19 protein-coding genes and 1 other annotated feature are annotated in these 21232 nt (G+C 38.1%); of the genes, 12 read left to right on the top strand and 7 right to left on the bottom strand.

What is annotated here, in order from left to right; genetic code table 11:
- Positions 1-265: 265 nt before the first annotated feature.
- The 5 genes from acsA to MHB65_RS18255 all read left to right on the top strand — a co-directional run bounded on the left by acsA (position 266) and on the right by MHB65_RS18255 (position 6490).
- On the top strand, positions 266-1987 hold the full coding sequence (acsA, locus tag MHB65_RS18275) for an acetate--CoA ligase (RefSeq protein ID WP_342443766.1): 1722 nt from the start codon (positions 266-268) through the stop codon (positions 1985-1987).
- A gap of 228 nt (positions 1988-2215) precedes the next feature.
- Entirely contained in the window at positions 2216-3250 is a 1035-nt protein-coding gene (gene argC / locus MHB65_RS18270) for an N-acetyl-gamma-glutamyl-phosphate reductase (RefSeq protein WP_342441301.1), read from the top strand.
- 56 nt (positions 3251-3306) lie between these two features.
- On the top strand, positions 3307-4539 hold the full coding sequence (gene argJ / locus MHB65_RS18265; protein WP_342441300.1) for a bifunctional glutamate N-acetyltransferase/amino-acid acetyltransferase ArgJ: 1233 nt from the start codon (positions 3307-3309) through the stop codon (positions 4537-4539).
- Positions 4502-5287 (top strand): acetylglutamate kinase, encoded by a 786-nt coding sequence (argB, locus tag MHB65_RS18260; protein ID WP_342441299.1) that lies wholly within the window; start codon positions 4502-4504, stop codon positions 5285-5287. The genes argJ and argB overlap by 38 nt, the downstream gene beginning before the upstream one ends.
- A gap of 72 nt (positions 5288-5359) precedes the next feature.
- Positions 5360-6490 (top strand): acetylornithine transaminase, encoded by a 1131-nt coding sequence (locus MHB65_RS18255; RefSeq protein ID WP_342443765.1) that lies wholly within the window; start codon positions 5360-5362, stop codon positions 6488-6490.
- Positions 6491-6600: 110 nt separating this feature from the next.
- Here the strand turns inward: MHB65_RS18255 and MHB65_RS18250 are convergent, their stop codons facing one another.
- Positions 6601-7482, bottom strand: a complete 882-nt coding sequence (locus MHB65_RS18250) for an NAD-dependent epimerase/dehydratase family protein (protein WP_342441298.1) — start codon at positions 7480-7482, stop codon at positions 6601-6603.
- A gap of 135 nt (positions 7483-7617) precedes the next feature.
- On the bottom strand, positions 7618-10665 hold the full coding sequence (locus MHB65_RS18245) for a transglycosylase domain-containing protein (protein WP_342441297.1): 3048 nt from the start codon (positions 10663-10665) through the stop codon (positions 7618-7620).
- A gap of 102 nt (positions 10666-10767) precedes the next feature.
- Positions 10768-10976, top strand: a binding site (T-box leader).
- 84 nt (positions 10977-11060) lie between these two features.
- On the opposite strand from MHB65_RS18245, the gene tyrS reads away from it, so the two are divergent.
- Complete coding sequence (tyrS, locus tag MHB65_RS18240; protein WP_342441296.1) at positions 11061-12329, top strand: tyrosine--tRNA ligase; 1269 nt, start codon at positions 11061-11063, stop codon at positions 12327-12329.
- Positions 12330-12380: 51 nt separating this feature from the next.
- Here tyrS and MHB65_RS18235 read toward each other — a convergent pair whose 3' ends face one another.
- Entirely contained in the window at positions 12381-13184 is an 804-nt protein-coding gene (locus tag MHB65_RS18235) for a cobalamin-binding protein (protein ID WP_342441295.1), read from the bottom strand.
- Positions 13185-13314: 130 nt separating this feature from the next.
- Positions 13315-14520, bottom strand: coding sequence for an iron-containing alcohol dehydrogenase (locus MHB65_RS18230; protein ID WP_342441294.1), 1206 nt, complete (start codon positions 14518-14520; stop codon positions 13315-13317).
- A 543-nt stretch (positions 14521-15063) separates the two neighbouring features.
- On the opposite strand from MHB65_RS18230, the gene MHB65_RS18225 reads away from it, so the two are divergent.
- Both MHB65_RS18225 and MHB65_RS18220 read left to right on the top strand, forming a co-directional pair.
- Positions 15064-15612, top strand: coding sequence for a MarR family transcriptional regulator (locus MHB65_RS18225; protein WP_342441293.1), 549 nt, complete (start codon positions 15064-15066; stop codon positions 15610-15612).
- Between the two features lie 91 nt (positions 15613-15703).
- Positions 15704-16900 carry an MFS transporter gene (locus MHB65_RS18220; RefSeq protein WP_342441292.1) on the top strand — a complete coding sequence of 399 codons (1197 nt, stop codon included), beginning with the start codon at positions 15704-15706 and terminating at the stop codon, positions 16898-16900.
- A 203-nt stretch (positions 16901-17103) separates the two neighbouring features.
- Here the strand turns inward: MHB65_RS18220 and MHB65_RS18215 are convergent, their stop codons facing one another.
- From MHB65_RS18215 to MHB65_RS18205, 3 genes are all read right to left on the bottom strand, one after another.
- Positions 17104-18264, bottom strand: a complete 1161-nt coding sequence (locus MHB65_RS18215) for a tyrosine-type recombinase/integrase (protein ID WP_342441291.1) — start codon at positions 18262-18264, stop codon at positions 17104-17106.
- 113 nt (positions 18265-18377) lie between these two features.
- On the bottom strand, positions 18378-19091 hold the full coding sequence (locus tag MHB65_RS18210; protein WP_342441290.1) for an ImmA/IrrE family metallo-endopeptidase: 714 nt from the start codon (positions 19089-19091) through the stop codon (positions 18378-18380).
- A 13-nt stretch (positions 19092-19104) separates the two neighbouring features.
- A complete protein-coding gene (locus MHB65_RS18205; protein ID WP_342441289.1) occupies positions 19105-19458 on the bottom strand; it encodes a helix-turn-helix transcriptional regulator in 354 nt (117 codons plus the stop codon).
- 167 nt (positions 19459-19625) lie between these two features.
- Here MHB65_RS18205 and MHB65_RS18200 point away from each other — a divergent pair, with 167 nt between their 5' ends.
- The 4 genes from MHB65_RS18200 to MHB65_RS18185 are packed head-to-tail and all read left to right on the top strand — an operon-like array spanning position 19626 to position 21221.
- On the top strand, positions 19626-19850 hold the full coding sequence (locus tag MHB65_RS18200; protein WP_342441288.1) for a helix-turn-helix transcriptional regulator: 225 nt from the start codon (positions 19626-19628) through the stop codon (positions 19848-19850).
- 11 nt (positions 19851-19861) lie between these two features.
- Positions 19862-20686, top strand: a complete 825-nt coding sequence (locus MHB65_RS18195; RefSeq protein ID WP_342441287.1) for a BRO family protein — start codon at positions 19862-19864, stop codon at positions 20684-20686.
- Complete coding sequence (locus tag MHB65_RS18190; protein ID WP_342441286.1) at positions 20686-20922, top strand: hypothetical protein; 237 nt, start codon at positions 20686-20688, stop codon at positions 20920-20922. Before MHB65_RS18195 ends, MHB65_RS18190 begins: the two co-directional genes overlap by 1 nt.
- Positions 20923-20939: 17 nt before the next feature.
- A complete protein-coding gene (locus MHB65_RS18185) occupies positions 20940-21221 on the top strand; it encodes a hypothetical protein (protein ID WP_342441285.1) in 282 nt (93 codons plus the stop codon).
- The last annotated feature ends 11 nt before the right edge of the window (positions 21222-21232 follow it).

Here is a 21232-nt window from a genome sequence, read left to right as displayed (position 1 = left end):
TTTGCAAAATATACCTGTATTTTTGGAAAAATAAAAATATTGAGACAATCTATCTGAATTCGTGTAAAATAAGATTATATTGCTTCTGTTATTCAACAGATAAAAGTAGTGCTGTTGGGAATTTGAACATTATTACTATGGCTAACTGTTATATAACAAGAGCTACATATCAATTTTGCTTTTGAAATATTTTCTGAATTTCAACAGGGGGGATTGTTGAAATTTAGTCAAAAACAAAAGCGAAGAAAGGGGTATTTTCATGGGGATGAAAATGAAGGAGAAGTTAATGGCTTTACCTGGTCAACACCATTTAATGAATTATGAAGAAGTGGCAGAGTCTCATAATTGGGCAGATACGGAAAAGGTATTTAGCTGGTTCGAAACAGGTTTAGTGAATATGGCGTATGAGGCTATCGATCGTCATACAGAAACACATCGTAAAAATAAGGTGGCACTTTATTTTAATGATGGTAAACGGAAAGAGGCATACTCATTTAATGAAATGAAAAGGTTAACAAACAAAGCAGCGAACGTTTTTAAAACGGCTACTAATTTGCAAAAGGGTGACCGTTTATTTATTTTTATGCCACGTTCACCTGAGCTTTACTTTTCATTATTAGGTGCGTTGAAAATGGGTGTTATTGTTGGACCGTTGTTTGAAGCTTTTATGGAAGGTGCTGTGTATGATCGACTTGCTGATAGTGAGGCAAAAGTATTAGTCACGACACCAGCGTTACTTGAACGTGTACCTTTAGCTAAATTGCCTAAATTGGAGCATATCTTTTTAGTAGGGGAGGATGTTGAGGAAACAGCTCAAATCCTAGACTTTACTAAACATTTAAAAGAAGCTTCAGCTCATTTTGAAATAGAGTGGGTAGACAGAGAAGATGGTATGATTCTTCACTATACTTCAGGTTCAACTGGTGCTCCAAAGGGGGTATTGCATGTCCATAATGCTATGGTTCAGCAATATCAATCGACACAATGGGTACTTGATTTACGCGAAGATGATATTTATTGGTGTACAGCCGATCCTGGGTGGGTTACAGGAACAGCTTATGGCATCTTTGGCCCGTGGTTAAACGGTGTAACAATGCTAATTGTTGGGGGAAGATTCTCACCACAAGCATGGTATCAAGCTATTGAAGATTATAGTGTGACAGTTTGGTACAGTGCACCAACTGCGTTCCGTATGCTGATGGGTGCAGGAAGTGGTTTGCTTGAAAGCTATGATCTAACGTCTTTACGCCATGTACTATCTGTTGGTGAGCCTTTGAATCCAGAAGTTATTCGCTGGGGAGTAGAGGAACTAGGACATCGTATACATGATACATGGTGGATGACAGAGACAGGAGCCCATATGATTTGTAATTATCCTTCGATGGATATTAAGCCAGGTTCAATGGGGAAACCACTTCCTGGTATTCATGCGACAATTGTAGATGATGCAGGTAATGAGGTGCCACCTTTTACAATGGGTAATCTTGCCATTCGTCGTGGTTGGCCTGCCATGATGCGCCAAATTTGGGGCAATCCAGAGCGCTATGAATCTTATTTCTTAAAAGGAGAATGGTATGTTTCTGGGGATTCAGCCTATATGGATGATGAAGGTTACTTCTGGTTCCAAGGACGTGTGGATGATGTCATTATGACGGCTGGTGAGCGCGTTGGGCCATTTGAAGTGGAAAGTAAACTGCTTGAGCATCCAGATGTAATTGAAGCAGGAGTTATAGGGAAACCAGATCCGGTGCGAGGGGAAATCATTAAAGCCTTTGTATCCTTACGAGAAGGTGTTGAACCTTCTGATGCATTAATTGACGATATACGTGATTTTGTTAAGAAAGGTCTATCTGCACATGCAGCACCACGTGAAATTGAATTTAAAGATAAATTGCCAAAAACACGTAGTGGTAAAATTATGCGTCGCGTATTGAAAGCTTGGGAATTAAATTTACCGACTGGTGATTTATCAACGATGGAAGATTAATCATCTCTACTAAGACAACAATTGATATTTATACAACATGTGCATAAAAAGAAGGCAGGGATTCATTCGATGAACGAAGGGATTCTTGCCTTCTTTTTTCTGAATTTACAAGTGATGTGAAGGTGAAATAATGTCTATTTAAAAAAACAGGTAATTAAATAAAAATTCAGTTGACTTAATAAATATGCAGACGTATACTATTTTTAACTTATTTCAGAGGTGAGTGCAGTGAAAGTAGGTATTGTTGGAGCAACTGGATATGGTGGACTAGAGCTTATTCGGTTTTTACATAATCATCCAGCTGTAGATCAGATTGATTTATTTACTTCTTCAGAAGAGGGTGTTCTTTTTTCTTCAAAATTTGGTCATCTTGTTAGGATAGCTGATACACCGTTACAAAAGATAGCGTATGACACTTTAGAAAAATTTGATGTTGTTTTTACGAGTACACCATCCGGGGTGACAAGTGAGCTTTTACCGCCTTTGGTTGGGAAAGGACCAAAATTAATCGATTTATCTGGTGATTTTCGGTTAAAAGATCTCGCAAGCTATGAAACCTGGTATGGCAAAAAAGCGGCACCGTTCCATAGTGTTCAACAGAGTGTATATGGTTTAACAGAGTGGAATGCAGAGCTTATACGACAAGCACCACTCATTGCTAACCCGGGTTGTTACCCGACAGCGGTCTTATTATCCTTACTACCACTGGTAAAAGAACGCTTAATTGATCCTAGCTTTCTAGTGATTGATGCAAAGAGTGGCATTTCAGGAGCTGGCAATAAACCTTCACAAACTACCCATTTTAGTGAGACAAATGAGAATTTCTCGATCTATAAAGTAAATACACATCAGCATATACCAGAAATTGAACAGGCACTTTCCATGTTTGCTCAAGTAGAGACAACGATTACTTTTAATACGCATTTGGTTCCCATGACACGGGGAATTTTGGCGACATCTTATGCCCCTGTAATGCCGGGTATTACAGAATCGCAATTGATTACTTGTTTACAGGCAACCTATGAAAATCATCCATTTGTTCGGATCGTGACCGATGCATCAAGTTTAGGGACAAATCGTGTCAAAGGATCAAATTATTGCGATATTTTAGTGAAAGTAGATTCCCGTACAAATCGGGCCACAATTGTTAGTGTGATTGATAATCTTGTTAAAGGGGCAGCAGGGCAAGCTATCCAAAATATGAATGTGCAATTTGACTTACCACAAACGACAGGACTAGATGTCGTGCCGTTCTTTATTTAACAGCATGCAGGAAACTGTATGCTTCTCTTATTTATTAAACTAAGGAGGAATTTTGAATGACAGTAATCACTTCAACGAATGTAATGAAAAAATTATCAAGTAAAAATATCGTTTCACCAAAAGGCTTTAAGGCAGCAGGATTACATTGTGGTTTAAAGCATAAGAAAAAGGATTTAGCCCTTTTAGTAAGTGAAGTACCAGCAAGTGTAGCAGGTGTTTTTACAACAAACGCTGTGCAAGCAGCACCATTAAAAGTCACGAAGGAGGTTGTTTATACAACTAAGAAAATGCAAGCGATGATCGTAAATTCTGGCAATGCCAATGCTTGTACAGGTAAGCAAGGTGTAAAAGATGCCCAAACGATGCAAGCGCTAGCTGCTGAAAAATTAGGGATTGCTTCAAATTTAGTAGGAGTTTGCTCAACAGGCGTTATTGGGGAAATGATGAAATTAGAGCCAGTAGCGAACGGTATTCAACTGTTAGAGCCAAAGGACAGTTTAGAAAGTGCTATTGACTTTGCACAGGCTATTTTAACGACAGATACTGTCATGAAAAACACGAGCTATAGTACAACTGTGGATGGCAAGGAAGTTATTATCGCTGGTGTTGCAAAAGGTTCAGGTATGATCGAACCAAATATGGCAACAATGCTAGGCTTTATTACAACAGATGCCAACATTGAATCTGATATGTTGCAGGCAGCTTTATCGACTATTACTAATTTAACATTTAACGCGATTACAGTTGATGGGGATACATCCACAAATGACACAGTGGTGATATTGGCTAATGGCTTAGCAGGAAATGATTCATTAACACCTGAGCATCCAGATTGGCAAAACTTCTATTACACATTGCAAACAGTAGCGGAAGATTTAGCAAAAATGATTGCCAAAGATGGTGAAGGGGCAACGAAGCTCATCGAAGTGGAAGTTGTTGGTGCATTTTCAGACGAGGAAGCACGTAAAATTGCAAAAACAGTCGTTGGTTCACCACTTGTAAAGACTGCTGTTTTCGGCTGTGATGCTAACTGGGGGCGTATTATTGCAGCGGTAGGATATAGTGGTGCAACAGTTGATCCAGATAAAATTACCATCCAAATTGGTGGGGCTACGATGGTAGAAAACGGTGAGCCGATTCCTTTTTCTGAGGATGAGTTAATACAAATATTAAAAATGCATGAAGTAAAAATCTATGTGTCTCTTGGTGTGGGTGATGGTAAGGGGCATGCTTGGGGATGTGACTTAACGTATGACTATGTCCAAATCAATGCATCATACCGCTCGTAAACGTATGGTCATTAAACTTGGGGGCAGTACACTGGAAGGTTTAAATGAGGCTTTCTTTGATAATTTTAAAAGATTACAAGAGAGTGGAGTAGAGCTAATTATTACCCATGGGGGTGGGCCAGCCATTAATCGTGAACTAGCTGCTCAAGGCATACAATCTCATACGTTAAATGGAATACGTGTCACAAATGTGGCAGCTATTAAGGTTGTCCAGTCGACCTTAATTGGCCAAGTGAACCCTGCGTTAGTTCATGAATTAACAACCGCCGGTATAGCAGCCATCGGATTAAATGGCTTTGATGGTCAGTTGATGGTTGCGGACTTTTTGGATCAAGATATGTATGGCTTTGTCGGAGCAATAACAAACATCAATACATCCTTATTAGAAGCTTTAATGGGTGTAGGAATTGTACCTGTTATTGCCTGCGTAGGTGCTACCGAAGCAGGTCAGGCTCTTAATATTAATGGCGACACGGTGGCAAGTGAAATTGCGTTAGCAGTCGGAGCAGATAGCTTATTACTCGTGACGGATGTGAGTGGTATTCGTATTCAGGATGAATACCAAACAATAGCTACACCTTCACTCATTGACCAATGGACAGAACAGGGTCATATATACGGTGGGATGATTCCGAAAGTACAAGGAGCCATCGACTGTTTACGGGCAGGGATCCCTTCCGTACAAATCGTGGGCGCAACATTAATTGGGACGACGATTGTAGCCTCAAGTGAACTTCATTCTTCCTAGTGTTCTAATAGGATAGCTTGAGAAGTATAGTTGTTGAAAGAAACTATTTTAAATGATAGTGGAGATGATAACATGAGTGTTTTATTCGAGAACTACGGCAAGCGTCGTGCACAAATCGTCAAAGGTCAGGGGACAATTGTTGAGGATTCTACAGGTAAGCAATACTTAGATTTTACAAGTGGCATTGCTGTGGTGAGTCTTGGTCATGCCCATCCAGCCGTTGTACAGGCACTACAAGAGCAAAATGAAAAGCTATGGCATATTTCAAATCTTTTTGATATACCAGGTCAGGAAAAGGTAGCAGAAAAATTAATTGCTAATACGCACTTTGCTCATGCCTTTTTCTGCAATAGTGGGGCTGAGGCTAATGAAGCGGCCATTAAATTAGCACGAAAACATACAGGGAAACATCATATGATTACGTTCGAAAAATCATTCCATGGTCGTACCTTTGGAGCTATGTCTGCAACAGGTCAAGGCAAGGTACATAATGGCTTTGGACCACTCGTGGAAAAGTTTACGATTTTACCATTTAATGATGTTGCTGCACTTGAAGCAGCCATTGATGATTCTGTGGCAGCCATTATGCTGGAGATGATTCAAGGAGAGGGTGGCGTTAATAGCGTCTCAGCAGAATTTGCTACAGCTATTGCAAAAGCCTGTGAGGAGCAAGGGATACTACTAATTATTGATGAAGTGCAAACAGGTATTGGACGAACAGGAACGCGCTATGCCTTTGAACAAACTGTATTAAAGCCACATATCATGACATTGGCAAAAGGCTTAGGTGGTGGATTCCCTGTGGGTGCAATGTTAGGGACTGCTGAGCTTCATGCTACATTTAGTCCAGGAACACATGGTACAACATTTGGTGGAAATCCTCTTGCGATGAATGTGGCACAAGCCGTGTTGAGTCATGTATTTGAACCAGCCTTTTTACAGCAGGTACAAGAAGTATCTGCCTATTTTGTGGAACAACTAAAAGCCCAATTACCTTCTAGCTATACCGTTCAAGGACAGGGTCTCTTGTTAGGGATTGGCTGTGGTGACACGGAAGTAGCGCCTTATATCTCGGCAGCAGAAGAGAGTGGTCTTTTGCTAGTGGGGGCAGGGCCAACTGTTATTCGTCTCTTACCTCCGTTAACGGTCACAAAGGAAGAGATTGATAAAGCAGTAGCTATTTTAAAGAGCATATTACCGTGATAGACTTCAGTTCAGCAATGCAAGTGAAGCATCAGCGGCAAAAACGCTGAGGCATAATGAATGAACAAAGAATCTGCTAATTATCTAGCAGATTCTTTGCGTTGTTAAAGCTATTGTAGCTGTTTTACTAATGTTGTCACTAATTTTGGTAGCCAATCTTCAAGCTGGCTAAATGTAAACCCTGCCTTCTCTGCTTTTGCGTTGGACATATACCAATCAGCAGGCACCCCATAAGGCGATGGTGATTCCTCATCGCCACCAATAAGGGAAATTTTTGCACGCTGACCACTCGCTTCTTCGATTAGAGCAATGAGGTCTTTGAGAGACATAGCACCAGATGCGGTAGCATTGTATGGACCTTCAATAGGCGTAACGCCAGCAAAATATAAAAATTCAGCTGCTTCCTCATCTGTAATATAATTCATCTTTGCATCAATGTTCGGTAAAGTAATCGGCTGATTCTGTAAAATACGTTCAACGTGGAAATGTAAACGACGTGTATAGTCATCCTCGCCCATCACAATGGGGAACCGTACAGCAACGACTGGGAATGAAGCTTCTTTAAATAAGACAGCCTCCGCTTGTCGCTTTCCTTCTCCATAAGAAAAATCCTCTTGATGTCCCATGCGAATTTGATACTGGAATGGATCAAAGTCTTCTTCCTTTTTCATCTTACCATCTACTTCATAGGTTGAAAGAGTAGAAGTAAAGACCAGCTTTTTCGTTTTCCCTTTTAATATCTCGCAAATTGCTTGTGCCTCGTTGGGCGAATAGCAAATATTATCATAGACAATGTCCCATGTTGTATTGGCTAGTGCCTGTGCTAGAGCATCACGATCATTACGATTTACTACTAACTGCGTAACATTTGTACCAAAGGGATTGCCACTTTGACCACGTGTTAAAATCGTTACATGATGTCCATTTTGAATACAAAGATCCACTAGCTTTTTTCCAAAAAAACGTGTGCCCCCTAAAATCAATACGTTCATATATTTCCACCCCTTCAAAATAGTAGTCCTCTTTATAATGACAAAAAAACAGACTTACTACAATTCATAAGTAATATGTAGTAAGTCTGTTATTTGATTATTTAATACAAATGCTTCTTGCTAGGGCATAATGGCTTATCGCCTTGATGTGTCAGGTGGAGGCGTGGTATTTTCTCCTCCGTTTGAGCCATCTCCAGGGTTACCAGAGCCCTCGCCATTGCTTCCGGATCCATTTCCATTATTGGAGCCATTGCCGTTGTTACCAGAGCCATCACCGTTATTGGAGCCATTGCCGTTATTACCAGACCCGTTTCCGTTATTGGAACCATTGCCGTTACTACCAGAGCCATTGCCATTATTACCAGACCCGTTGCCATTCCCATTAGTTGATGGCGTTGTAGGTGGTATTGGTTCTTGGTCGTTTTCCTCTGGGTCAGGTTCATTTTCACTACCGCCAGTAGAAACAACATTGGATTGAGGTGATGATAAGCCTGTAATATCTACAGCGACTACTACATAAGCTTGTCCACTAGCAACCGTAATGCTTTGTGTTGATTCTAGTACGGATGTTACAAGCGTATTACCGCCATTCGTAACGTTGTAGATACGATAACCAACAACATCATTCGATGACTCTGACCATGATAATGTAGAGCCATTTACTGAAGCTGAGACAGCTGCTGGTGGGCTGCCATCTGCTGGGAAATCAACAGCTGATACAGATGAATTCGACAATGTTGAATTCTTTGGTAACAGACTAGCAGGGTTACCGCCAAGTCTACCTAACATTCGTTTAATAAAGTCTTGATTAATGCCTGCACCACCTGCTTTGACAAATTCTGTTGGTGTATTTGGCAGGGCATTATAAGTTTTACCTTTAATCGTCACAACACTTGAAGATGCTAAGCTATCATCAGGTTGAGATGGTAAAAATACCTTCGCATTAAATAAATCGGAACGTACAAGACCTGCGCTAGCGCAAGCTGCAGAAGGGGCCATACCGGAAATGCCACAGAATGATGCAGTCACAACATTTTTAGGCGCCTTAAAGCTTGTTGGTGGATCGATTAGCTGAGGGTCCGCATCGTAAACGGCATTCATTAACGTACCCCAAAGCTTATTCACACGAACGCTTGGCTGTAAGTAGGTGTTGTTAAATGCATAAAGTGTACGAGGTTGATCATAACCCATCCAAACACCAAGGGATACATTTGGGTTATAACCAACTAGCCAAACATCTTTATACTCTTGAGAAGTCCCTGTTTTTGCAGCGAAATCAGAAGAGAATTTTAAGGTGTTTCGTGCCATTGTCCCTGTACCTTTAGTAAGAACATCACGTAACATATCTGTCACGATATAGGATGTTTCTGGGCTAAATACTTGAACAGGTTCTACCTCATGTTTGTAAATAATATTTCCTTCTTGGTCTTCGATACGATCAATCATATAGGCATCAATGAATTGACCACCATTTGCAAAAGTAGCAAAGGCATTTGTATTTTCTTCTACAGTAGTCCCTTCACTTAAAGCACCAATACCAGTTGCTAGGTTAGTGAAGTCATCTGGGTGTAATTTTGTGAATCCCATTTTTACTAACAAATCAGCGGGGCGTCTATTAATAATATCATTATATAAACGTAGCGCTGATATGTTTTGAGAGTCTGCTAATGCTTCACGTGCAGGAATAAGTCCTCGCTCATCACTTGTAATATAGTTGCTTGGACTCCATTTACCAATAGAGAATTTCACGTCAACTAATGGGCTACCTGCACCAATAACTCCATATTCTATAGCAGGACCATAAACAAGTAATGGCTTCATTGTAGAACCGTTAGAACGGTAAGCTTGTGTTGCGTGGTTTACTTGAATTGTTTTAAAGTCTCGACCACCGACAAAGCTTAAAATGCGACCTGTGGTATTTTCTATTAAAATACTACCTACCTGTACGGGCATCTCAATATCAATTTCTTCACCAGTAACAGGGTCTTTCCCTTTACCAGTATACGTATGTCCATAATACTGGAAGTCCTTTGCTGCTTTTTGCATCGCATCATACATATCTTTATTAATAGTTGAGTAAATGCGATAGCCCTTAGAACGAACATCACGATCTGCTAAAATCGTATATTTATCCTTTAATTTTTTTTCTGACTTTAAGCGCTCTGGGTCAATCCCATCATCTTTTGCTAGTTTTTCAGCAATAATGTCATTTGCACGAGCTTCAAGCTCATAAGTCAGCCATGGATAACGATCCTCCGCACGCATTTCTGGTCCGCGGAAATCTGCAGCAATATCATAGTTTAACGCTTCATTATATTGCGCATCGTCAATATAACCAGCTTCTTTCATACGATAAAGTACTGTTTTCATACGATCAATACCTGGTTTCAAAGCTTCTTCACTTTTCAGTTCACCTGTATTCGTAAATGGTGTATAAGCAAATGGTGCCTGTGGAATACCAGCTATGTACGCAGCTTGAGGAAGAGACAATTCTTTTGCTTTTACGCCAAAAATCCCTTCAGCAGCTGTTTCAACACCTGCAATATTTCGTCCTGAAGAGTTACGACCATACGGAATAATATTTAAATAAGCCTCTAATATTTCTTCCTTCGTCATAAAATGCTCTAAACGCATCGCCAGTAAAATTTCCTTAGCTTTACGTTCATAGGATACTTCATTTGTTAATACTTGGTTTTTAATAAGCTGTTGGGTAAGTGTAGATCCACCTGTTTGCGTAGCAGAATTTGTGACATCTTGTAATAACCCACGAATAACCGCTTTTGGTACAATTCCGTTATGCTCTCGGAAATATTCATCTTCTGTTGCCAGAACAGCATTCACAACCTCTGGTGCAACATTGCTAAGCGAAGTTTCACGTCGGTCTAAATCTGTCCGCAATTTCCCAATATAAATATCGTTGGCAAAATAAATTTCACTGGTTTCTTCATAACTAAAAATTTGATCGCGCAGCTCTTCTTTTGAGCGTAGCGGTTCTTCTTTTACAAGAGAAGCAAAATAACCAGCTCCAACTGAACCGACAAATACAGTACCAACCAATGCAAAGACTAAAAATAGTAAAAATAAGTTCCAGGTAACACTACCTGAAATACGTAATTTCTTCATCCATTTTTGTTCAAGTAATTCATCGATCTTTGCATTGATTTTTTCAATCCAATCTTTCAATGTATCGACCTCCTAAAATCTTGTCTATTATAGCACATATTGTTTTAGCACGAACATAGTTATTGACTTTGAAAAAGAATCGTATAGAATTATGTTTATAGTTTTCTGGTGATGAAGAGTTTGCAGTAGTGTCTATATTCCCTGTTTAGAGAGCCAGTGGTTGGTGAAAACTGGTCATAATGTAGAGACGAATTACGTGCTTGGAGCTTAGACGTGCGCGCCTGCGATAAAGGCGATTGAATGAAGTGGAAGGTGGATGACATCTTCAAGCTGGGTGGTACCGCGTTAGTTTGCAACTTAACGTCCCTGCATGCAATTGTTTGCGTGTAGGGACTTTTTTTATTTAAAAATGTCCATGCACGTAACGAATTTCAACCATTTTAGGAGGAATGAACATGACAAACGAATTATTACAAGATTTAGAATGGCGTGGTTTGCTCTACCAACAAACAGATGCGGAAGGTATGGCAAAACTATTAGATGAACAATCAGTATCTTTATACTGTGGTGTAGATCCAACAGCTGACTCCATGCATATTGGACATATTGTTCCATTGTTAACACTTCGTCGCTTCCAAAAAGTGGGTCACCGTCCAATTTTACTTGTTGGTGGTGCGACAGGGATGATCGGTGATCCATCTGGTCGTTCAGAAGAGCGTCAATTACAAACGGTAGAGCAAATCGATAAAAACGTTCAAGGAATCCGTAGTCAATTAGAACGTATTTTTGATTTTGCGGAAGATGGCAATGGTGCTCAGCTTGTGAACAATCGTGACTGGATTGGAAACATAAACACAATTGAATTTTTACGTGATTACGGGAAATTAATTAATGTGAACTATATGTTAGCAAAGGATACGATTGCTTCTCGTCTTGACACAGGAATCTCGTTTACAGAGTTTGCCTATACGTTAATTCAAGGTATTGATTACAATCATTTATATAATCACTACAATTGCCGTATTCAAGTAGGTGGCTCTGACCAATGGGGTAATATTACAACAGGTTTAGAGGTTATTCGTAAAACACACGAGGAAGAAACGAAAGCCTTTGGGATTACGATTCCATTAGTAACAAAGGCAGATGGCACAAAGTTTGGTAAAACAGCAGGTGGTGCTGTATGGCTAGATAGTAAGAAAACATCTCCATATGAGTTCTACCAATTCTGGATCAATGCTGCTGATGCAGATGTCATTAAATACTTAAAAATCTTCACGTTCCTTTCTCGTGAAGAAATTGAAGCATTAGCAGTCTCTGTAGAGGAGGAGCCGCATTTACGTAAGGCACAAAAAGCGTTAGCTGAAGAAATGACTCGTTTAATTCATGGTCAAGAGGCATTAGAGCAAGCCATTCGTATTACAGCAGCTTTATTCTCAGGGGATCTAAAAGCACTTTCAGCTGAAGAAATGAAGGATGCTTTTAAAGATGTTCCTTCTATTGAAATGGCTAAAGAGGACAAAAACATTGTTGATCTTCTTGTAGAAGCAGGCATTTCATCTTCAAAACGTCAAGCACGTGAGGACGTATCAAATGGTGCAATTAGTGTAAATGGTGAAAAGGTGACGGATTTAGACTATGTATTCGATGCGAAGGATCGTTTAGAGGATGCATTCAGCATTGTCCGTCGAGGTAAGAAAAAATATCATATGGTGAAATTTGTATAATTTCTATTAGCAAAACCACATTCCCAAAAACGAGGGGATGTGGTTTTTTAATCATAAGAAACTTGGAGGTTTTAATTGCTCATATTCTTTAGGATGCAGTATTTTTGCAAGCTTGATAGCACCTTCAATAAGTCGTGGAGAAGGGCGACAATACAGCCATTCTTCCATTACATGAAGCTGTTCCGATTGAACGGCATGTAGCTCTTTGGCATATGGACGTTTTAATAAATGAGCAGGTTGTATACGCTCAAATGCTACACCAACCCAAGCCATCATGATGTAGTCGGGCTTACGTTCAACAACATCTGTCCAATCAGTTTGAACACTGGCAAGTTCTACATCTTGAAATAGATTGATGCCACCAGCAAGAGCACTAATTTCCGTTAGCCAATTTATTTTCCCAGGAGTAAAAATAGGATTTGGCCACCATTCCCAATAGAGGGTAGGTTTCTTCGGGATGGTTTGTGCAATGGAATGCATTTTTTCGATGGAATGCATATACTCTTCAGCAATGTTCTTTGCTTGTTCTTCCACTTGACAAGCCTTACCGAGGGTTATAAGATCCTGCGCAATTTCCTCTAATGAGTTTGCGTTAAAAATAATATGAGGAATATTTCTTTCTTTTAATGCCTCGATGTTTCTTTCCATACCGGGTACACTCAAGGAAGCCAGGACAAGATCAGGCTGTAATGCCTCTAATGCATCCATATTAATCGATAAATCTGGCCCAAGCTGCGGTAACTCTTTAACCGTTGCTGGCCAATCCGAATAATCATCGACGCCAACGAGCTGGTCTATCAGCCCTAAATAGGCGACTAATTCTGTATTGCTAGGACAAATTGAAATTAAACGCATATCGTTTTCTCCTATTCTTTTTAAGAAAAGTATAGCGAGAGTTTCTAGGATAGACAATGTGTGTATAAAAAAGGTGGAGAAAACATTTGTTTTCTCCACCCATTGTCATAAACTTATAGGAAACCTTCGATTAAGAAAGGACAACTGCTTCGAGTGACTCTTCTTTTTTCACAATAGGTCCCATTGCGTTTGTAATGATTTGTTTGATATCCTCTAGTGTTGCTTTACGAGGGTTCGTCTCAGCACACACATCTAACAATGCATTTTTTGCTAGGATCTCAATATCCTCATCTTTTGCCCCTAATTCACGGAAGCCACTAGGAATATTTAAATCTTGTGATAACTTCTCAATAGCTGTAATAGCCTTTTCAGCGGCATCGCGCTTACTTAAACCTTCCACATTTTCTCCTAATAATTCAGCGATACGAGCAAAGCGCTCTGTACGTGCTGTTACATTGAATCGGCAAACATGTGGCAATAAAATAGCATTGCACACGCCATGCGGTAGATTATAGAAACCGCCCAATTGATGAGCAATTGCATGTACATAGCCAAGTGATGCATTATTAAAGGCCATTCCCGCTAAAAATTGAGCATATACCATTTGTTCACGCGCTTCTATATCAGCTCCATTTGCATAGGCACGTGGTAAAAATTCAGGAATCAGTTGAAGTACTTTTTCAGCACATGCATCTGTAATTGGTGTGGCATTCGTAGAAACGAATGATTCGATGGCATGTGTTAATGCATCAACACCAGTTGCCGCAGTTAGAGCAGGAGGTAAACCAATCATAAGCTCAGGGTCATTAATGGACAGTAATGGTGTTACATGCTTATCAACAATGGCCATTTTCACTTTACGTGCTGTATCTGTAATAATGGTGAAACGAGTCATTTCACTTGCAGTGCCTGCAGTTGTATTGATCGCAATTAATGGCACAAGTGGATTTTGTGATTTATCAACGCCTTCATAATTATGAATGCGTCCACCATTCGAAGCAATAAGTCCGATACCTTTTGCTGCATCGTGTGCGCTGCCTCCTCCAAGAGAAACAATAGAATCGCAGTTTTCAGCATGATACACTGCAATGCCATCTTCAATGTTTTGATCTGTTGGATTTGGTTCTGCTTTAGGGAAAATTGCTACATCAATTCCAGCAGCTGTAATGATATTTGCAATTTGTTCTGAGAGACCTAATTTGTGTAGGCCCTCATCTGTTACGATTAATGTCTTTTTCACTTCTAAATCATTTAAGCGCTTACCAACTTCTTGAATTGCTCCAGGTCCAAATAAGTTTGTTTTCGGCATAACAAATTGCTTTAGAACGTCTGACATATTTCCAACCCCTTTTAAAAAATTATTATTGCTTGAATGATGGTGAACCACCTTTCGCAATTCATCGTATTCTATTTTTTGTTAAAGTTCAACTCGTATTTTTATTAAAATTGTTAATTTTATTCATGTTATTATTTTACAAAAAAGTTAAGGAGTCAAAGAAGGTGTGAAATGTTGCTTTGTAGTAGAATATTAATTTAATAAGGTTTGAAAAATATTTTACTATGAAAGTAAAATATATTTTTTGGAAAACAGTTCTATTTTGATGATCTATTGAATAGTAAATAACTGATATTTTGTTTTTATTATTAAGGTAGTGATTATGTTATTTTGAAACTATGTAATTACTATTTTAAAGTACATAAAATTGTCACAATATGTGGGGATAATTATTGTAGGTTATAATAATTAAGGCAATGCGTCTGCACTAAAAAAGTAGTGGCTTTATTTTGAAGAAATTTGTGGAAATAAAAGTTCTTGCCTTCGATTAAATTTATAGTTAGAATGGTTGATAGTTAGATAATCTAATTAAAAGGTGATTCAATGACAAAAATTAAGAAAACGTACACGAATGAAGATGATTTGCCAGTATTAGGGGTAGAGCCGTATATTGAACTGATTCAGACATCTTCTGCCAGTGATACAAATCAAGAAAATGCGAAATTGGGATTAATATTGTTATGGTTAAGTGATCATGTTTTAGATGTAATAGACAATGAGTTAGCTCCTTTTGGAATTACAGAAAGTAAATTAGACTTATTACTATTGCTGACACTACATGGAGAGAGACGTGCGACTCCGTCTGCTTTAGCTAAACGATTGGGCATTACGAGAGCATCCGCAACGTCAATGCTTGATTGGCTGGAAAAGAGAAATCTTGTTGTACGGAATCATAGTAAAGAAGATCGGAGGAAGATCTATGTAAGTTTAACGGACGAAGGTCGTATTTTTATTGCTGAAGTTTTACCGACTTATTGGTCGGCATGCGCTTCTAATGTAAGCGATTTGGAACCTGATGAACGAAAAGTATTTGAGAAGCTAGTGAGTAAATTATTAAAATCTATACAAAGAAAACTAAAGGTGGAACGTTAAACTGTAGCTATATTGATACAGTTTAATTTTCAGTCATTTAATTAGATTATCTAACTATAAGTTAATCGAACTAAAAAGGGTGATTTATTTAATGAACATTGTAATTTCAGAAAATCGCGCAAATTATGCTTTAATGACAACTATTTTATCCTGGACAGGTATGGTAGTGATGTCGAGTCTTTATTTAACAATACCGCTGATTAGTGTATTCAGTGATTATTTTAATATTTCATTGACTAAAGCAGGCTTTACATCAAGTGTTTTTTCGCTTGGATTTGCACTAGGGTGTTTTTTCTATGGTGCGATATCAGAAAAATATGGACGTAAAAATGTCATTGTATTTGGGCTTTTTTCATTAAGCATGATAACGTTACTTCTAGGTTTAGTTAATGATTTTTCTTTTATCCTTCTATTAAGAGGATTACAAGGGCTCGCGGCAGCTACATTTTCACCAGTAGCGCTTGCCTATACCCTTGAGGTTTTTCCAAATGATCGAAAAGTTGGGACAGTTGGTTTTATCAGTACGGGATTTCTTGTAGCGGGTATAGTTGGGCAGGTGTTTAGTGGATATGTAAGTGAACATAGTCATTGGCACGTCATCTTTTATGTGCTTGCTGCAGTGTATGTTATGACTGCTTTGCTAGTCGTGTGGATCTTACCGAAGGGAATAATTCAGAACGAAACTAAAAATATATGGGCTCCTCTGAAGAGAATCAGTATTATTTTCACCAATAGAAATTTGATATTTAGTTATATCATTGCGTTTGTATTATTAATGTCATTTGTCAGTATGTACATTATTTTAGGTGCATATTTAACGAGTGATTCCTTTGGTATGAAAAGTCAGAACCTCATTTACATTCGTGGCTTTGGGATAATCGGAATGGTTATGTCACCATTTGCAGGAAAATTAGCAAAGCGTTTTAATGTGCTGTTTGTACTGAAAGTGGCCTTATCTCTATCGATTATCGCACTAATCCTGATGAGCTTTATTTCAACTATAGCTGGTTTAACGATCATTAGTATTTTATTTGTTAGTGGGATTGCACTTGCTGTTCCTTCATTAGTGACACTTGTTAGTCAGTTAGGCTGGAATATGGGAGGGATTGCAGTCTCGATGTATACAGTCATTTTATTTGCTGGAACAAGTGTTGCACCGTTCATATCTGTTTATTTGATACAATTTGGTAGCTTTACTGTAGCCTTCCTTCTTCTTGCTACAACACTTAGTACGGGATTAGTTTCTGCACTAATGATTAATAGCGGAAAAAACGTAGGTTCGAATTGATTGTCATAGGAATTAGGATAAAATGGTGAAACAATAAAAAAAGCCCTGAAACCTTGATATACAAGGGATTTCAGGGCTTTTGTTGTCATTAACGAGAGAAGTGCTCTATAGATTCTTAAACCGTTGTGGCTGTAAGGTTGAGAAGGGATTTCTAAAATCGCTCCCCCAATTCTTCCCCCAAAACCCCCAAAATAGGGGGGATTTCACCCATTTTTTAGAGCTTCAACAAACACATCTGTAACCTTCTTTTTATCATCTTCAATGACATGAGCATACGTTTCCCAAATCACTTTCGGGGTGTTGCCAAGTCGTTCTGCAACTGTTGCCACATCTTCACCACTGTATAATAAAATTGAGGCATGAGTATGTCGTAATGTGTGGGGTTTAACTAAGGTACCCATTTTTTCTGATAATCGTTTGAATGCATAAAATAAACTGTTATCAGCATAAGGCTCTTTAGTTTGTGAAGAAATAAATACATAGCCATTTTCTTTTAATTGTTCACCATCTTCCAAAAGAATTTCAGAACTCCATACCCGATATTTTTTTAGCAATTTTACTAATTGCTCATCTATAGAGATGGTACGATAACTATTCTTGGTTTTAGGTGATCTATGGCCGTTCCTATCACGGGTTCCTTCTATAGTAATAGTTCCATTCTTTAAATCGACATTTTTCCATCTTAAAGCTAATGCTTCGCCACGTCTAATGCCAGTGAAAGCAATGGTTCTTATAATAGCATAAGATGTTATAGGTTCATCTGATTCTGCAATTTCCAGTAATTTATTAAGCTGCTTGATATTCAGTACATTTGCTTCTTCTCGTTCCTCATCATTGATAACCACTTTAGTAAATCGATTACGAGGGATTATTTCTGCATCCACTGCGGCATTTACAGCAACTTTAAACACTCTATGAAATAGACGTACTGTCGAAGGTTTGTATTCTTTCAATAAAGGTATAATAAACTTCCGTTTATATGTTTCTTTATCTAAAGACGAAAGTTTCATCTTCCCGATTAACGGTTTCACCTGGTATTTTATTATGTTCTTTCGCTGTTTTTGAGTTGAGATTTCCCATTCTCTTTCATTTGACTCATACCATATATCTATCCATGCTCCGACAGTCATATTCTCATTTTCTACTTGAACCGAATTACCATTCAATAGTTGAGACTTAATCTCCAACAATTTTCGAAAAGCGACAGTCTCAGAGGAAAAACCTTGACCTGTCTTTTCTTTTCGTTTTCCTAAAACATCATAGTAACGATAACGATACGCATATTTTGTAGATCCATCAGAATCTACATACCAATACAAATCCTTATCCTTTTTCGATTTATTCATTTTTGGTTTATAACTCATTTGACATTCCCCCATGAATTTTACACGGACAGGTGTACTCTGTGGGTAACTGTCTTGGCATCACTCCTCCCTAAAAAGAATGTAAATTTTTGGTTTAAATAATTAAGTGAATATTAAGAATCACTTAAAGTCAATGCTTCCTCTAGCATATTTCGTATAAAGAGTGCATTATCATATAATTTTGCAAGTCTTTCAATGTTAGCTTTATTCAATATCTCTGAATAAATGATTGCGTTTTTGTGGTGTTTAATGTTTTCCATGCTAGCTATAGAAAGATCTCGATATTCATTTACCATTCTTTTAGCTGACATTCTATTTAATGCACAGTTTCTTATTAAATAATTCACCAAGCGCCAATAAAGAGCAGTGTCCGAAATTTTAACACGAGTTTTTATTTGAAAGTAATGAAGTTTACTGCTCATCATTGTTAAAATAACATTGTCAGGAAATAATAGATGAGATGCAAAAGCGTTTGCTTGCATCTCAAATTCGTTTATGGTGTTATCGAGCATATTTTTAGATCTGTCTTCGAATTGAGATTTTTTCTCAAGGTGTAAAAAATAATGCCCTAATTCATGACCTATAGTAAAATTTCTACGTTCAGGTGAATGACTATTGTTGTATACTAAAGTTTTTTCGTATTCATCTACAATAAGCATTCCGCATAAATCATCATTCAATGGGTAACCTTCAGTAAAAATATTTTCTTGGTAAACAATATTCATTAATAATGAGTCACATCTATAGTTGTTCCAGTCTTGAATATTAACGTTGTATTTTATGAATACCTTTTCAGCCTTCGAAATTGCCTCTCTAATTAATTCCAATATGCCACACCACTCACTTATTGTTTTTTCTACTTTCTAAAATACGTTCTCTTCTGTGGGCTAGATAACCTTGGATGTCTTTCTCTAGTTCTTTTCGTTCATTCTCAGACAAATCTTCGTTTTCAGATCTTAACCAACCTTTAAGAGTTGGTTCTTTAGTTCTTTCAGGAATGTCGGTTCTCCCTAACAAGTAATCAGTGGAAACATTAAAATAGTCAGCGATTTTATTTAAAGTTTCATGATCAGGTTCTCTTTTCCCTTGTTCATACATAGCGTAAGTAGTTCTTGCTACACCTAACGTGTCAGCAAGTTGTGCTTGTGTGTAAGGTGTAGAAGAACGCATTTTTTTTAATCTTGTTGATAACATGGGGTTAACCTCCTTATGTAACAATTATAACTACACGTAGCGTGTAATGGTAATCAAAAAAATAAATTACGCGAATTGTGTATTTTTTGTTTGACACTACACTATTTGTGTATTATTCTTAAATTAATAAATACACAAAACGTGTATTCAGATTGAGAGGTGGGACAATGATAAATCGAGAATGGCTAAAAGTGTTAAGGAAAAATGCTAAACTTAGCCAGAAACAGGTTGCATTTAAAGTAGGTATTTCTCCAAGCGCATATGCAATGTATGAACAAGGTAGACGTACTCCAGATGTAGCTACAGCTGCTAAAATCGGACTTATATTAAAGTTTGAGTGGCAGCATTTTTTTGAAACCCAACTACACGAAACGTGTCATAAGATTAGTTAGGAGGAATTGGAATGAAACAATTACAAACATTCAAAGGAACTGACAAATACGAATTATTCGAAGTTGGAGCAAAAGTTGAAGGTGACAATATTCTCTTTGATGCAGAACAAGTTGCTAAGTGTTTAGGTATTACAGATGTGAAAAACGGTGTTCCATATGTACGTTGGAGCCGTGTAAATAGTTACCTTCCAAAGGATTCGCCACAAGTGGCGAAAGGTGATTTAATCCCTGAACCAATGGTGTACAAGCTAGCTTTCAAAGCTTCAAACGAAGTTGCAGAACACTTTCAAGATTGGTTAGCTATCGAGGTTATACCATCTATTCGCAAAACCGGCAGTTACTCGATTGACACTACCCAACTAAGTCCAGAACTCCAAATGTTCAATCATCTGTATAAGGCAATTGCTTCAACAGAATTGAAACAGCGTGAACAGGATGAAAGACTCGAAAAAATTGAACATCACCAAAATCAACTCGAACGCGAGCAAGAAAATATTGCACATATTGTTTCTCTCAATCCAAACGAATGGAAAAACAAAGTTAATGTCATTTTGAATAAAATTGCTTTGTCGCGTGGTGGTGGCGAGCAATATCGTATGGTGCGAAATGAAAGTTATGGGTTATTAGAAAAACGTGCACATTGTCGTTTAAATATCCGATTAGAAAATCGTAAAAAGGAAGCACTAGCTAACGGCATTATTCTTAAATCAAAAATTGAAAAATTTAAAAAGATTGACGTTATTGCTGATGATCCTAAATTAGTCGAAATCTACTTATCTATTGTGAAAGAAATGGCTATTACACACAAAATTAAAGTAGAAGGGTTGGGAGCCTAATGATTGAACTAATTCGCAAAAATACGTTATTGACTGATGAATTCGCAATTGAAACGGATACAAATGTTGACCATGCTTTATCTGTCATTTCTATCAATCCAGTAGAAGGTAATACGGCTGATGGTTTTGCAGAAAAAATAGGGATTACATTAAGTCTAAATTACGAGCAAATTGATGAAATAATTTTAATTTTACAAGAAGCAAGCAATGCACTTAAGCGTTCAGAAAATCTTTAGATGAACGGAGGTACCACATGACTGCCATTGTACAAGTAGAAGTCAAAACTGACAACGAAGCATTAGATGCAAAATATGATGAGATTTTCGAAAAACACGTTACAGCTAGAAAGAAATTAGTAACTGTCAAACAACTAGCTGCTATGTACAGTATGGAACGAGATGCACTAGAGGACGCGTTTTTTACTGATCCTCGCATAAAACTATACGAGCGCCGCCGCGGAAAAGGGAAGCGCTTCTGGATAGCTGAAAAAGTGATTCCGATTATGGATGAAATTATTGAATACGAATGGAATTAGAAAACAAAACA

Source organism: Lysinibacillus sp. FSL K6-0075, from assembly GCF_038592945.1.
GTDB classification, from domain to species: domain Bacteria; phylum Bacillota; class Bacilli; order Bacillales_A; family Planococcaceae; genus Lysinibacillus; species Lysinibacillus fusiformis_F.
This window is presented reverse-complemented; position numbering and strand designations above follow the sequence as displayed.